Annotated in this window: 12 protein-coding genes; 6 read left to right on the forward strand and 6 right to left on the reverse strand. The window is 69.8% G+C overall.

Annotation, left to right across the window (positions count from 1 at the left end; all coding sequences use genetic code 11):
* Positions 1-164: 164 nt before the first annotated feature.
* A complete protein-coding gene (hemB, locus tag IQ210_RS38790; protein ID WP_194083965.1) occupies positions 165-1,169 on the forward strand; it encodes a porphobilinogen synthase in 1,005 nt (334 codons plus the stop codon).
* Here hemB and IQ210_RS38795 read toward each other — a convergent pair.
* Positions 1,163-1,873 (reverse strand): DUF4232 domain-containing protein, encoded by a 711-nt coding sequence (locus IQ210_RS38795; protein WP_194083966.1) that lies wholly within the window; start codon positions 1,871-1,873, stop codon positions 1,163-1,165. The genes hemB and IQ210_RS38795 overlap by 7 nt on opposite strands.
* A gap of 175 nt (positions 1,874-2,048) precedes the next feature.
* Here IQ210_RS38795 and IQ210_RS38800 point away from each other — a divergent pair, with 175 nt between their 5' ends.
* Positions 2,049-3,344 carry a helix-turn-helix domain-containing protein gene (locus IQ210_RS38800; RefSeq protein ID WP_194083967.1) on the forward strand — a complete coding sequence of 432 codons (1,296 nt, stop codon included), beginning with the start codon at positions 2,049-2,051 and terminating at the stop codon, positions 3,342-3,344.
* Here IQ210_RS38800 and IQ210_RS38805 read toward each other — a convergent pair.
* Entirely contained in the window at positions 3,287-3,490 is a 204-nt protein-coding gene (locus IQ210_RS38805; RefSeq protein ID WP_194083968.1) for a hypothetical protein, read from the reverse strand. The genes IQ210_RS38800 and IQ210_RS38805 overlap by 58 nt on opposite strands.
* Positions 3,491-3,704: 214 nt before the next feature.
* On the opposite strand from IQ210_RS38805, the gene IQ210_RS38810 reads away from it, so the two are divergent.
* Positions 3,705-4,925 (forward strand): aminotransferase-like domain-containing protein, encoded by a 1,221-nt coding sequence (locus IQ210_RS38810; protein ID WP_194083969.1) that lies wholly within the window; start codon positions 3,705-3,707, stop codon positions 4,923-4,925.
* Here IQ210_RS38810 and IQ210_RS38815 read toward each other — a convergent pair.
* Together IQ210_RS38815 and IQ210_RS38820 are read right to left on the reverse strand one after the other, a co-directional pair.
* Positions 4,918-5,103: a DUF397 domain-containing protein gene (locus IQ210_RS38815; protein WP_194083970.1), complete on the reverse strand. Its 186-nt coding sequence runs from the start codon at positions 5,101-5,103 to the stop codon at positions 4,918-4,920. The two genes, IQ210_RS38810 and IQ210_RS38815, sit on opposite strands and share 8 nt — an antisense overlap.
* Positions 5,100-5,927 carry a helix-turn-helix domain-containing protein gene (locus tag IQ210_RS38820; protein ID WP_194083971.1) on the reverse strand — a complete coding sequence of 276 codons (828 nt, stop codon included), beginning with the start codon at positions 5,925-5,927 and terminating at the stop codon, positions 5,100-5,102. Before IQ210_RS38820 ends, IQ210_RS38815 begins: the two co-directional genes overlap by 4 nt.
* Before the next feature lie 113 nt (positions 5,928-6,040).
* Between IQ210_RS38820 and IQ210_RS38825 the strand changes: the two genes are divergently transcribed.
* A complete protein-coding gene (locus IQ210_RS38825) occupies positions 6,041-6,460 on the forward strand; it encodes an ATP-binding protein (RefSeq protein WP_194083972.1) in 420 nt (139 codons plus the stop codon).
* Positions 6,461-6,463: 3 nt separating this feature from the next.
* On the opposite strand, the gene IQ210_RS38830 is transcribed toward IQ210_RS38825, so the two are convergent.
* Together IQ210_RS38830 and IQ210_RS47600 are read right to left on the reverse strand one after the other, a co-directional pair.
* Positions 6,464-7,873 (reverse strand): M23 family metallopeptidase, encoded by a 1,410-nt coding sequence (locus IQ210_RS38830; RefSeq protein WP_194083973.1) that lies wholly within the window; start codon positions 7,871-7,873, stop codon positions 6,464-6,466.
* A gap of 17 nt (positions 7,874-7,890) precedes the next feature.
* On the reverse strand, positions 7,891-10,098 hold the full coding sequence (locus IQ210_RS47600; protein ID WP_322657768.1) for a choice-of-anchor P family protein: 2,208 nt from the start codon (positions 10,096-10,098) through the stop codon (positions 7,891-7,893).
* A 341-nt stretch (positions 10,099-10,439) separates the two neighbouring features.
* On the opposite strand from IQ210_RS47600, the gene IQ210_RS38840 reads away from it, so the two are divergent.
* Together IQ210_RS38840 and IQ210_RS38845 are read left to right on the forward strand one after the other, a co-directional pair.
* Entirely contained in the window at positions 10,440-12,359 is a 1,920-nt protein-coding gene (locus IQ210_RS38840; RefSeq protein ID WP_194083974.1) for a P-loop ATPase, Sll1717 family, read from the forward strand.
* 109 nt (positions 12,360-12,468) lie between these two features.
* Positions 12,469-14,511, forward strand: coding sequence for a serine/threonine-protein kinase (locus IQ210_RS38845; protein WP_194083975.1), 2,043 nt, complete (start codon positions 12,469-12,471; stop codon positions 14,509-14,511).
* Positions 14,512-14,518 lie beyond the last annotated feature (7 nt).

Consider the following 14,518-nt stretch of genomic DNA (forward strand, 5'->3'; position numbering starts at 1 on the left):
CTGACGGGGTGGGTGTCGCCGGCCCGCGCTTGCGGGGTGCCGCTGCGCCCACCCGTGCCGCCCCAGCGGCACGACTGCCCGCAGCTGGGCAGGGCGGGATGGGCGGTGCCCCGGCCGACGGTTTGTTGGTAAAGGGGGGTCGGGGGCGGGCGTAGCTTAGGGGTATGTCGAAGTACGGATCGTTTCCTGGTAGTCGGCCGCGGCGGTTGCGGACCTCTCCTGTGATGCGGCGGATGGTTGCCGAGACCCGGCTGCACCCTGCCGACTTCATCCTTCCCGCCTTTGTGCGGGAGGGCGTGAGCGAGCCTGTGCCGATCGCCGCCATGCCGGGGGTCGTGCAGCACACCCGGGACAGTCTGAAGAAGGCTGCGGCTGAGGCTGTCGCTGCCGGGGTTTCCGGGATCATGCTGTTCGGGGTGCCCGAGGAGAGCAAGAAGGACGCCCTCGGGACGCCTGGGACCGATCCCGACGGGATTCTGCAGGTTGCCCTGCGTGATGTGCGGGCCGAGGTCGGTGACGAGCTGCTCGTGATGTCCGACGTGTGTCTCGACGAGACCATCGATCACGGGCATTGCGGGGTGCTCGACAGCGAAGGGCGGGTCGACAACGACGCCACCCTGGAGCGGTACGCCGAGATGGCCCAGGTGCAGGCCGATGCCGGCGCCCATGTCGTCGGGCCCAGCGGGATGATGGACGGGCAGATCGGGGTCATCCGTGACGCCCTTGATCAGATCGGGCGGGAGGATGTCGCCATCCTCGCCTACACCGCCAAGTACGCGTCCGCCTTCTACGGGCCCTTCCGCGAAGCCGTCGGGTCCTCGCTCAAGGGGGATCGCAAGACCTACCAGCAGGACCCCGCCAACGCGCGGGAGTCGCTGCGGGAGCTGGCCCTCGATCTGGAGGAGGGCGCCGACATGGTGATGGTCAAGCCGGCCGGGCCCTACCTCGACATCCTGGCCCGGGTCGCCGACGCCGTCGACGTTCCCGTCGCGGCCTACCAGATCTCCGGCGAGTACTCGATGATCGAGGCCGCCGCCGAGAAGGGGTGGATCGACCGCGAGCGGGCCATCCTGGAGACCCTGACCGGCATCAAGCGGGCCGGGGCCCAGAACATCCTCACCTACTGGGCCGTCGAGGCGGCCCAGATGCTGAACGACGGCCGTCAGTAGGACAGGGCGTCGTCCGCCGTCGTCTGCCAGTACGTCGGCGCCAGGGTGCTGTCGTAGTACACGCCCTTCGCGGGGAGCGTCGGGGTCGCCGACGCTCCCCCGTCGCTGTTCGGCGTGCCCGCCTGGAACATCACCGTCAGCTTCTTCCCCGTCGTACCGCCGTCGCCGCTGCCGTCCGCGGCCGACAGCAGCACACCCGCGTAGCCGGACTCACCGGGGTTCAGCGTCACGACCGCCTGCGGGTGCGAGGCCTCGATCGGGCGCGGCGCCCACTGCATCTCGTCGAAGCGCAGCACCGGGTAGTAGGTGAGGTTGCACGGCTTCGATCCGGTGTTCTTCACCGTCAGGAGCATGTGGTTCAGGGGGCGGGAGACCGGCTGGGCGGTGACGGTGGTGTTCGAGCCGTTGCAGAAGGCGTACGCGGCGGGGTCGTCGTCGTCCGCGGAGGGGGCGGCGGTCGACGGCTTCTGCGCCGACGGCTTCTGCGACGGGGACTTCGTGGTGTCGCTCGCGGGCGTGGCGGCCGGGTTCTCGGTCGCCGGCTTCTCCGTCGACGGCTTGTCCGTCGTGGATGCGGTCGCGGATGCGGTGGGCTTTGCCGCTCCCTCGTCCGTCGTGCCCGTTCCGTCATTGCAGGCGGTCAGTGCGAGGGTGGCGAGCGTGAGTCCCGCGGCGGCGAGCAGGTGGTGGCGAACGGTGCGCATGGCAAGTTCCCTTTCGGAAGGGCTGGTTGGGATGATCAGAGCTTGTGGGGTGTCCTGTCCCGACCGCCAGCGCTGCCGGTCCATACGGGACACTGGAACGCCCATAGGGGCTTTGACCTGCTAGAACAGTCCGTTCCTGGAACGCCGGAACGGGACGACACGGGGGTGGAGAACGGTGACCGACGGCTCCGGCGCGGATGCGTTCGCCGAGTTTCTGCGCGAGTTGAAGGACCGCTCGGGACTCAGTTACGGGGTGCTCGCCAAGCGGCTTCACATGAGTACGTCGACGCTGCACCGCTACTGCAACGGCGATGCCGTACCGGCGGACTACGCACCCGTCGAGCGGCTCGCGCGGCTGTGCAAGGCCACGCCGGAGGAGCTCGTCGAGCTGCATCGGCGGTGGGTGCTGGCGGATGCGGGGCGGGGGAAGAAGGCGGCGGCGCCAACGGCGGGAGCGGCGACGCAGGTTGTTGTGCCTGAGGTACCTGAGGCCCCGCAGGCGTCTGAGGTGGCTGAAGCGTCTGAAGTGCCGCAGGTTTCCGAGGCGCACCCTCGCCGCCGTCGTCGTACCGCCCTCGTCGCCGCCATCGCCGTAGCCGGTGTTCTCGGTGCCGTCGGGCTTGCCCTGGGGTTGCCCTCGGGTGGGGACGATGATCGGGGGGAGCGGCCCGCCGGGTCCGTGTCCGTCGCCGGGGAGGACGGGGCGGGAGAGCGCGCGAGCGCGTCGCCCTCCCCGTCGAAGAGCTCGCCGTCCGCCTCGCCCACGGCCACCGCGAAGGGCGAGGGCAAGAGGAAGGGCACCGGTGCGCAGGCGAGTTCCGAGCCCTCGGCGTCCTCCGGGGCCGATGCTTCCGCCGCCGTTCCGCTGACCGTGTCGGCCGCCCCGTACTCCTGGGAGAGCCCCTGCTCCCAGCGCTATCTCATCGACAAGCCGCCGGGCGAGGTGCCCCCGCCGCCGATCGAGCAGGACGCGGCGGCGTGGGTGGCGGCCACGGGGGCGGTGTCGTCGGGGGAGCAGTATGTGACGCTCACCGTGCAGGGCACCGGCGAGGAGACGGTGGTCGTCAAGGATCTGACCGTGCACATGGCCGGCAAGCGGTCGCCGGTCGCCTGGAACGACTACGCCATGGGCTATCCGGGCGTCGGCTGCGGCGGCAACGTGCCGACCCGGTCCTTCACCGTCGCCCTCGACGCGGCGCGGCCGGCCGTGGTGCCCGAGGCGGGGCACCGGGACTTCCCGTTCAAGGTGAGCGAGTCGGACCCCGAGGTCTACTACATCCGCGCCGACGCTTCCGCGTACGACGTCAGCTGGTATCTGGAGTTGGACTGGTCGAGCGGTTCGCGCAGCGGCACGCTGCGGATCGACGACGGGGGCAAGCCCTTCCGGACCAGTGGCAACAACGGGCGGCCCGCCTACGAGTTCCCGCTCGGCGGGGACGCTTGGGAGGAGGGCGACGGGTCGTCGTCGTAGGCCGGCGAGGTCGATGTCGAGGACGACGGGCCCTCGTCGCGCAGGCCCTCGCCGTCCTCGCACGCCGTGAGCGTGAACACGGCGAGTACGACCGTCAGCGCGGCGAGCAGCCGGGCGGTACGGGCGGTGGGTGCGGAGCTGGGCATGGTGCGGCCCTCTCAGGTGGGGGAGGTCGGTGGGCCCAGCCTGCGCGGTGGTGATCGGCGGGCGCCAGGGGCGGCCTGGGGATTCGGGACGCGAGCGCGGCGGGACGGCCGCTGACCTGCGCGTTCGACGCGTCCCAGGCGGGCGTTCCGGGACGCTGGACCGAATCCTGGAAACCTATTTGTAGAGGGCAGGTAATTGTCTAGGGTGCTCCGCATGACCCTTACGAGCGCGCCCGCAGACGTCTTCGCCCCCGTGCCTCCGCTCGCCGCGCGGGCCCGGTCGATCGGTGGTTCTCCGGTACGGGACATCCTCGCCGTCACCGCACGGCCCGAGGTCATCAACTTCGCGGGCGGGCTCCCGGCACCCGAACTCTTCGACGCCGAGGGCATCGCCGCCGCGTTCCGGGCGGTCCTCGCCGAAGTGCCCGCGCAGGCGCTCCAGTACTCCACGACGGAGGGCGAGCCGACGCTACGGGCCGCGCTCGCCGCGCGGATGTCGGTGCGCGGGCTGCCCACCGCCGCCGACGACGTCCTCGTCACCACCGGCTCCCAGCAGGCCCTGACTCTCCTCGCGACCGCGCTCGTCGAACCCGGCGACACCGTCCTGGTCGAAGAGCCCTGCTATCTGGCGGCACTTCAGGTGTTCGGCTTCGCCGGAGCACGGGTCCTCGGCGTGCCCGGCGACGCCGACGGTCCCGACCCGGAGGCGCTCGCCGAACTCGTCGTACGGGAACGGCCGAAGCTGCTCTACACCGTGCCCACCTTCCAGAACCCCACCGGCCGTACCGTCTCCGCGGAGCGGCGGGCCGCGGTCGCCGCCGTCGCGGCGCGGCACGGCCTGTGGATCGTCGAGGACGACCCGTACGGCGAACTGCGCTTCGAGGGAGAGCGGGTGCCGTGGATCGCGGCGCACGCGGAGGCCGCCGACCGGACCGTGCTCCTCGGTTCCTTCTCCAAGGTCATGGCCCCGGGACTGCGGCTCGGCTGGCTCCGTGCGCCCGCCGCGCTGCGGCGAGCTTGCGTGGTCGCCAAGCAGGCCGCGGACCTGCACACCCCGACCGTCAACCAGCTTGCCGCGGCACGGTACTTGGCGGACCGGGACCTCGACGCCCACGTGGCCCGGGTCGCCGCCGTCTACGGCGAACGCCGCGACGCGATGCTCGCCGGGCTGCCCGGCGCCCTGCCCGAGGGCGCCACCTGGAACCGGCCCGAGGGCGGCATGTTCCTCTGGGTGGGGCTGCCTTCGTCGTACGACACGACGGCACTGCTCAGCGAGGTCGTACGGCACGACGTCGCCTACGTGCCGGGCGCGCCCTTCTACGCCGGCGAGCCCGACCGGGCCACCCTGCGGCTGTGCTTCGTCACCGAGACACCGGAGCGGATCGGGGAGGGGCTGCGGAGGCTGGGGGCGGCGTTGGCGGCGCCCACTACCTGACGGAGGCGGTGAAGGCGGCCCAGGTGGCGGGGGTGAGCTTGAGGGTGGGCCCTGTGGGGGAGGGGTTCTTGGAGTCGCGGATGTGGATGGTGTGGGGGGTGGTGGCGACTTCGAGGCATTCGCCGCCCTCGTCGCCGCTGTACGTCGACTTGAACCACTGAAGTGCCTCGGCGCTCATTGCTCTCCTAGCAGACGGTCCAGCAGGCCCTTCGACTCCAGTGGGGACAGGGCCTGTGCTCGCAGCATCGCATACTTGCGGGCGAGGATGGACACCTCATCTGCGTCGGAGACCCATTGGCTGCCTCGCTGGCCTTCGATATAGGCCAGGTGCTGATGGTCGGCGGTTTCGAGGAGGACGAAGGGGCCGTTCAGCCCGGCGTGGGAGGGGCTCGCCATCGGCAGGAACTGCAGTGACACGCATGGCAGTTCAGCGCACGCTCGTAGGTGTTGAAGCTGTTCTGCGCGGACTTCGGCGCCGCCGATCGCCAAGTACAGCACCGGCTCCCAGACTACGAAGCTGAGGGTAGGCGGAGTCGCGCGCTGCAAGATCTCCTGGCGCTCGACGCGTGCCGCTGTCTTGGTCTGGATCTCCTCCTCGCCGTGCGCCGGAACGCGCTCTCGGAGGACCGTCTCCGCGTACGTCCGCGTCTGAAGCAGGCCTGGAAGCACCTGGTTGGCATAGAGGGACAACGCGATCGCCTCCCGCTCATGCTCCATATAAAGCTCGGCCCACATCGGGAACTGGTCGATCTCCGGCAGGTTGGCCACGCCCGCCGACAGCATCCCCTTGGTGTCCAGGATCTCGTCCAACAGCCGTGCCAGATCCGGCTTCAGGGCTCGCCGGCCCTGCTCGATCGACGCGATCGTCTCCTCATCCAGCCCGACGAGCGCGCCCAGCGCACTCTGCGTGTAGCCCGCTGCCCGGCGCGCCGCGCCGAGTTGCTTGCCCAGCATCTTCATCGAGGTCAGATTCTTCGGCCGCGGCGGCTTCTTCGCGCTCATGCTGGTCTCAATCCCCCAGGGCACACGTACGTCACCGGGTAGGAGCCCGTACAAAAAATCTGTACGGGTTCACTCGGTGATCCACCGTAGTGACTCTGCGCGACATTCGTCCCGTGAACGAGGAAAGCCAACTTCCCTATCAGCGCGACCAGTTCTACGCCCGGGACCGCAGATCCGTGCCCGCTGCCAGGAGGTTGGTCCAGTGGGCGCTGATCTACTGGGGGCTCGGCGGCTGGGAGCGGGGCGAGGACGTGTCGCTGTGCGTGAGCGAGCTCGCGACCAACGCCCTGCTGCACGGGGCGCCGCCGGGGCGGGGGTTCCTGCTGCGGGTGCGGTACGACGGTGACGTCTTACGGGTCGAGGTGCACGACAGCGGCGGCGGGGAGCCGTGCGTGCCGGACCAGGCCGACGAGGGCGGGCGCGGGCTGTTTCTCGTGGCGGCGCTCGCCGACAAGTGGGGGGTGGGACAGCGGGACCCCGGCAAGGTGGTGTGGTGCGAGTTCGTCCACCCTGCCGGGGTCCTGCTCAGCTAGTTGTCACGCGCAGTTGTGCGCCCCGCTCGTGCTCGACGCGACCACCACGTCCGCGCCGCCGAGGGCGGTGAGGTGGAGGGCGTTGACCGTCAGGCCGTTCGGGGTTTTCAGTTGTTCGTTGACCACCAGTTTCGCGGTCGGGCCGAGGTCGATGGAGTAGTTGGGGACGTTCGGGACCGTGATCGGGGTGCCCGCGATCGTGAGTTTCAGGTCCGTCGCGCCGGTGCTTGCCTCGCAGGTGCTCTTCGAGGTGGCCGTCACGCCTGTCGCCTCTACGACCGGGAGGCCGGGGAGGCCCAGACTGACCTTGGTCAGGGTCGACTTGGCCGTTGTGGTGCTCGGGCCGGTCGCGGTGGTGACGTCGGCGCACAGGGCGTCCGCCGTCAGGACCAGGGCGCTGATGTTCTGGGTGCAGGGCGGGGCGGTCGTCTTCGCGTCCGCCGTGCGGACCTCGCCGGTGTCGGGAGTGGGCGCTATGACGACCGGGAGGACCAGGACGGGGACGGTGGCCGAGAGGCCGTACGCCCTGCCCGTGACGTACTGGAGCTTGAGTTCGGCTGTCGCCTCGGATGCCTTGTAGGCCTCGTCGCCCGCGAAGGTCGCCTTCAGTGGCACGGTGGCTGAGTCGGTCAGTGGCTGAGCCACTTTCTCGATGGTGCAGGTCGCCTTGCCCTCGGCGGTCGTCTTCGCCTTGCAGGATTGGTTCGCGCCCAGCGCGAGGGTGACCTCGCGGTCCGCCACCGGGGTGCCGGACTCCTTCTCCTTGAGCGTGGCCGACAGGGGCGCCGGGGAGCCGTTGGCGATCGTCGCCGGGCCGTCGTAGGTCAGCGCCGTGTCCTTCTGGACCGGCGGTTCGGGCTCGCCCGGGTCGCCGTCGCAGCCGTTGGTGCTGGTGATGAACTTCTCGCCGTACTCGCCGGGATACGGCGTCAGGACCTTGCCCTCCAGCTCGATGTCCTGGTGGACGCCGTTGAGCTCCTGCTCGTAGTGCAGGTGCGGGCCGGTGACATTGCCGGTGCTGCCGACCGTGCCGATCAGCCGGCCCTGCTCGACCTGGGTGCCGTCCGGGACCTCGTAGGTGGCGAGGTGCATGTACTCGGTGATCCAGCCGTCGCCGTGGTCGATCCTGATGTACTGGCCACCGCCGCCGGGCTGGTTGTGCCGGGTCGCGGTGCCCGCGGCCGAGGCGAGCACCGGCGAACCGGGGGTCGTCTTGCCGTCGGAGCGGACGAAGTCCAGGACGTTTCCGTGGCCCGGGTAGGTCGAGTACGTCCACTGGGACTCGCACTCGAAGGGGGCCAGGAAGGCCGGTTTGGCCAGCGGGGCCGGTTCGTCGGCGGCCACCGCCGTGGTCGGTACCGCCAGGGCCAGTGCCGTGAGCAGGCCCGTCAGTAATCTGTTGCGCTTCCTCATCGTGAACGTCCCCCGTTTCACGCGCAGTTGTAGGCGTCGCTCGCGGCCGACGCGATGGTCACGTCCACGCCGCCCGCCGCCGTCAGGTGGGCCGCGTTGACCGTGATGCCGTTCGCCGTCTTGATCTGCTCGTTGATCACGAGCTTGGCGGCCGGGCCCAGGTCGATCGCGTAGTTCGGCAGGTCACCGACGTCGACCGGGGTGCCGGCGATCGTCAGCTTCAGGTCCGTGGTGCCGGTGGTGGCCGTGCAGCTGCTGGTCGAGGTCGCCGTGACGCCGGAGAGGGCGACCACCGGCAGGCCGGGCAGGCCGATCCGGGCGTCCTCCACGTTCGCGGTCGACGAGGCGCTGCTCGGGCCGATCTTCGTCTCCACCTTCGCGCAGAGCGTGTTGGCGGACAGGACCAGGAGGTTGATGGGTGTCGCGCAGGCCGGGGCCACCGTCTTGGCGTCCGCCGCGCGGACCACGCCGGTGTCCGGGGTGGGGGCGATGCCGATCGGCAGGGTCAGGACCGGGATCTGCGCGGAGAGGCCGAACGCCCGGCCCGACACGTACTGGAGCTTCAGCTCGGCCGTCGCCTCGGAGGCCTTGTACGCCTCGTCGCCCGCGAAGGTCGCCTTGAGTGGCACGGTGGCTGAGCCGGTCAGTGGCTGAGCCACTGCCGCGATGGTGCAACTCGCCTTGCCCTGCGCGTCGGTGTTCGCCTTGCAGGTCTGGAGATGGTCCGTCGGGCCGAGGGCCAGGGTGACCTCGCGGTCGGCGACCGGGGTGCCGGACTCCTTCTCCTTGAGCGTGGCCGAGAGGGTCGCCGGGGAGCCGTTGGAGACGGTCGCCGGGCCGTCGTACGTCAGGGCCGTGTCCTTCTGGACCGGCGGCTGGGTGCCGCCCTGGCCCACGTCCAGGAAGTCGTTGTCGAGGTCGAGGGTGATACCGCCGTACGTCTCCTTGTTCGGGTCGTCCGCAGTCGGGCCGTCGTACTGCTTGACCCGCTGGTGGTTCGCCCACATGTCCGCCGGGATCACCCGGTCCTCGGTCGTCGCCACCTCGTCCCAGCGGGCGAAGTTGATGACGTCCGGCTGGACATAGCCCCCCGTGTTCGCCGCGACCAGGTCGGCGGCGAGCGAGGTGGCGCTGCCGTAGGCGCCGGAGCGGTAGCCCAGTTCGTGGATCGTGGTGGTCCAGGACTGGAGGAAGGCCAGGACCTTTTCCTTGCCGGAGTTGTAGTGCTCCATGTTGTAGTAGAGGACCGAGCCCGCCGGGAGGCCGTAGTTCTGCGCCTGCGCGACCGCGTCCCGGGCGGATGCGGCGCCCTCGGGGACCGGGTCGGTGATCGGGACACAGTCGCCTGTGCAGCTGCCCGAACCGGCCTCCGCCTGCGGTCCGACGTAGATCGGGATGAACCGCCAGCCGTTGGTGTACTGCGTCTGCACCCACTCGGCGCTCGCCTGGTCCTTGCAGCCCGCGTTGACGCCGCCGATGTAGAAGCCGATCGCGCCGTACGGCGACTCCGCCTTCCAGGCGTTCATGATGTCGGTCGACGGGGCGGCGCAGCGGTCGAAGCCCTTGCCCTGGTAGGAGGTGGCGTCGGCGGGGACGGCCTGGACCGAGACGCCGGGGGCCTTGGTGCCGACGGTGGCGGCCGGGGAGGCCTTGTCCGCCGGGAGGCCGGCACTCGCGAGGATCTTCTTGATCCCGGCCCGGTTCTCGCCGTAGGAGGCGGTGACAGCGATGTCGTCGGCCGTCGCCCAGTAGGTGTGCGAGGTGCGGTTCTCGGAGACGCGCTCTTCGGTGGTGCTGGCGCCCGGCTCCAGCACCAGCGCCTCGGTGCGGCCCAACACGTCCGCCGGGCAGTTCTGTTGGGCGTTCACCGCCGGCTTGCCCAGGTACACGGCGTGGCGGTCGTAGCGGACGCAGGTGTCGGGGTTCTCGGCGAGGTCGATGACGTCCCAGTCGGCGGGGACGGTGAAGGTGTGGCCGCGGTAGGCGACTTGGGTGGTGTCGGAGGCCGCTGAGGCTTGAGTCGGGTTGCCCAGCGCGGTGACGGTGAGTGTGGTCGCGGCGGTGAGCGCCAGCAGCGCGCCGCGTACCGAGCGTGCGGAACGTATGGATCTGCGTTGGATGTTGATGACTTCCCCCGTGGTTGTGGTGTCGGCTCGTCCGGGCCGATGCGACTCGGAGTTACCACGGGGAGCGTGGCGGGGGTGTTGTGTATCGGTCAACGACACGGGTGGGAGGGGCGGGACTAACCGGACGCCGTTACGGGCGAGTAAAGCCCGGGGCGGTTGCGGAGCGCCGCCTTGATGTGTGCGAAGCGTGGTGTGGGGGGTTGGTGAAGCCCGGGGTCCCGTCCGGGATGCGGAGGGGCTCTTGGGGCTCGGGTGCACCAGGTCTTCACAGGCGACGCACGGCGGGACTTGTCCGGATGAGGACCGCGGCGGGAGATGTTCCGGGGGGCCGGGCTCCGGTCGGCATGAGAATGAGGGGCGGTCCGGTGCTAGCAGCCCGCTCCAACTGGGGTCGCCCGCTACGGTGTTGAGCACGCGACGGCAACATCAAGGGGGCCGGGATGACCGACGGGCCGCTGCTTGCGCAGCTGAACTTCGGGCGTGAGGATGCCGAACGGGACGCGACCGAAGGGCTGTTGCTGCGCGGCGGCTTCCTGGAGAACGCCGCCTACCGGGGTGCCCTGAGCGGACGGAAGATGCTGATCATCGGCCGCAAAGGATCCGGGAAGAGCGCCATCTGCATGCGGCTGATGTCTGACGGCGGGCACGACGGGGACAAGATCCTGATCACCCCGGACGAGGCGGCGGGCGAGGAGATCCGGCGGTTCGAGCTGCAGGGGCTGCCCGGAGACTCGGCCAAGGAGCTGATCTGGCGGTATGTCTTCGCTGTTCACGCGGCCCGGCACATCGTGGCCCACGCCAAGGGCGCGCATGCCGGGCACAGACTCGACTCGGTCAAAGCGCTCGGGCGGTTCCTCAAGCAGAACGGCGAGTCCCCGGACGCGACGCCCGGCAATGGTCGACTGGGGGAACGGCTGGCCCAAGGGGCACGGGGGCTGCAGACCTCCCTCGCGCTGGAGGCGTTCGGAGTCAAGGCAAGCATGGATCTCGGGCAGCCGTCGTCCTCCGAAGGCGCCGGAGCGCTCAAGCAGTTGGAGGTCGTCGAGCAGGGCGTGGTGAAGGCCTTCGGTGAACTGGGGTGCGACGGTGACGTCCACGCCCCGTTGTTGCTCATGGTCGACCAGCTGGAGCGGGTGTGGTCCGCCGAGCCGGACAGCAACTCCATGGTGATCGGGCTGCTGCTGGCGGCGAAGCACGCGGCGAGCCAGTACGGGCGCTCGGTGCGGTTTCTGCTGTTCCTGCGCGCCGACATCTACGACTCGCTGTCCTTCGGGGAGGGCGACAAGTTCCATGGCGACGAACTGCGGATCGTCTGGACCCAGCAGGCTCTGAAGGACCTCGTGCTGGCCCGGGCCAGGGCGTCCGTCAGGGAGGAGTTGAGCGAGGAACGGCTGTGGAAGGACCTGTTCCCGGCGACCGTCGAGGGAGAGGACACCGCGACGTATCTCCTGCGCCATTGTCTGCCACGGCCGCGTGACGCCATCCAGTTTCTCAACGCCTGCCAGGACGAAGCAGGGTTGAAGGGCCAGCGGGAGCGGATCACCGAGGCGGATGTCGATCAGGCCGGGCGGCAGTTCTCCACCTGGAAGCGGAAGGACCTGGCCTCCGAGTACGAGGTGGCCCATCCCTTCCTCAAACACCTCTTTCTGTTGTTCGAGAACACGGGGTACGTCGTCTCCCGCAGCACCCTCGCCACTCGCTACGAGGCCGCGGCCGCGTCGATCCACGCGAAGTTCCCCGCATACGTCGACACGTTGACGCTCACCGGGATCATCGGCGTGCTCTACGAGGTGGGTTTCCTCGGAGTGCGACGTGGCAACGACGTGGTCTTCGCCGACGGCCACCACCTGCCGGTCCAGCCGCACGAGACCGAGTTCCAGATCCACCCCTGTTTCCGGGCCGCGCTCGGCGCGACCAGCGCCACGGACCTGCGGCACTATGAACCGCGGTTCTCGGACGAACGGCTCGCGTCCGGCAGTCTCACGGCGTCGGGAAGCTCCCCGCTCAACCGCGACGACCGGCTGCTCCGGGCCGTCGCGAGCTCCTGCCGCTCCATCCTCGGCCAGATCGAACGCGCCGTGCAGCTGACCCGGGCCGTGAGCGACGAGATCGGTCAGCGGATCGGGCGCGTCCTCGACGACGTCAACCGCATTCCTCCCGGATCCGCTCGGTCCAACGGGGTGGACGTGGACGAGTATCTGCACTCCACCGCCCGCTACTTCAGAACCCTCGCCGTGCAACTCAGCGCCGGCAGCCTGGGCGCCGACCGCGTCGCGGACCGCCTCGAAGCGGAGGCCCGGCGACTGATCCGCCTGGCGGGCGGCGCGCAGGGCAGCACGGGGGACTCCCTGGGACCGTGAGGCGCCGGAAGAGCGGGGCCGTGCGGAGGCGGAGGCGCCATACTCGTAAGGGAGTTACCGGCCAGGCCGTCGCGCGGCAGTGGCTGTGCGCCGACTGGGGAGGACACTGGTGCTGAACGAAGTGCTCGCCGATCGGTTCCGGATCACGGGCGAGTTGGGTGCCGGCGGTATGGGGCAGGTCTGGGCCGCCGAGGACACACGGATGCGGCGGGATGTCGCGATCAAGGTCATGCATCCGCAGTACGGCATCTACGAGGCCAAGGCACGCGCCAGGTTCGAGCGCGAGGTGCAGCTGGCGGCGCGCCTGAACCATCGGAACATCGTCACCGTCCACGACTGGGGAGAGGTTCCCGTGGGCGGCCGTCAGACCCCCTACCTCGTGATGGAACGCGTCGAAGGGGTGGCCCTCGACGATCGGCTCGCGGAGTCCACCCCCCTGCCCTGGCCGGTCGCCGTCGCGTGGGCCGCACAGATCGCTCAGGCGCTGGACGCGGCGCACCGGCAGGGCGTGGTCCACCGTGACATCAAGCCGGGAAACGCGCTGATCACGCCCGACGGGACAGTGAAAGTCCTGGACTTCGGGCTCGCGAAGTTCCTCGGCGACACCATCGGCGCCCGCAAGCTCACCACCGTCGGCTCAGCGCTCGGCACGCTCGAGTACATGTCTCCCGAGCAGGGCTTGGGCGGCTCGGGCGGCAACGCCATCGACCACCGCAGCGACCTCTACTCCCTGGGCTGCCTCCTCTACCATGCGGTGACCGGCGAGCCACCCTTCACCAGCACGGGCCTGGCCGTACTGCGCATGCACATGGAGGACACTCCGATCGCGCCCGCCACCCGGGTCGAGGGCCTCCCGGCCGCGCTGAACGACCTCATTCTGAGCCTGCTCGCCAAACGCCCCGCCGACCGGCCGAAGGACGCGGCGGCCGTCGTCGACGTGCTCGGCACGGTTCTGGTTGACCAGGCCGTGGCGTTCCCCGCCGAGGACATCCTGGCTCTCCCCCGACCCTGGAACGCCGACTCCGTCACCGGCAGGATGCTGCACAAGGCGTGGGAGCTGTGGCAGGAAACGGAGAAGCGCAGCGCGGCCACGATCGAAGCGGCGGAGAACCAGGCCGCGGATCTGCTGTTCAGTGCCCGGGCCGAAGCGGACCGGCTGGTGGCCGAGGCCTCCCGCAAGACTGAGGAGTCTCTCGCCACTGCCCGCCGCCTTGCCGACGAGGGCTTCGCGGCTCGGCTGGCCGAGGCGAACCGGGTCGGTGAGGAGATCATCGCCAAGGCGTCCGAGGAAGCCGGTTCGACCGTCGAGGCCGCCACCGCGGAGGCCGCGCGGATCCGCAGGGAGGCGGAGAGCCGGGCCGACCGAGTGCTCGCGGTGGCACAAGAGGCCGGTGAAGAGGCGCAGGGCGGCGTCGAGGACGACCTGTCATCGCTGATGAGTGAGCTTGAGCGCTGGTTCCGCCAGCGCACGAAGAACTCGTCGGTCACGGAGCCGTCCACCCCGTCGCGCACTACCGAACTCACGGGGGCGACAAGGGACACGCTTGAGATCGAGGTGAAGGCCGCCGAGCTGATGAGGATGCTCGACATCGAACGCCGGGACGTGGAGCGCAATGTGCAGATGGCCAAGGCCGCCCGTACGGGTACGGCACGCGTCGACACCAACCGCCCGGTCCCGCAGACGACGGGAGCGGCGGCTTCTTACGGCATCGAACTGGTGCGGCGGGGCTACGACATCCAGCAGGTGGATGACTACATCGCCACGCTGGTGGCCATGCGTGACGACTCGCGGAGCCGGATCGACATGATCCAGTTGATTGTTGAGGAACTGCTCGGCCTGTCCCTGCAGAGGGCAGGCGCCGACGCGAACGATGACCACTTGTCGCGCCGAGTGGCCCAGATCATCGGCGACGCGACACGGCGGGCCGCTTCGAGGCTTCCTTACAAGGCCGATCACCAGGACATGCCTCAGAGCAACCCGGGCTCGTATCTGACGCCACATGGCTTCGAGCTGGTACGACGGGGTTATGACCGCGTGCAGGTGGACGAACGCATCGACAAGCTCATGTCCGAGCTGCACGCGGTCAAGGTGCGCGTCATCGCCCTCGCCGACCTCGTCGAGGACGCGCGACGAGGACGTATCGAGCGCTGACTCTCCG

The sequence above is a fragment of the Streptomyces justiciae genome, assembly GCF_015163075.1.
GTDB classification, from domain to species: domain Bacteria; phylum Actinomycetota; class Actinomycetes; order Streptomycetales; family Streptomycetaceae; genus Streptomyces; species Streptomyces justiciae.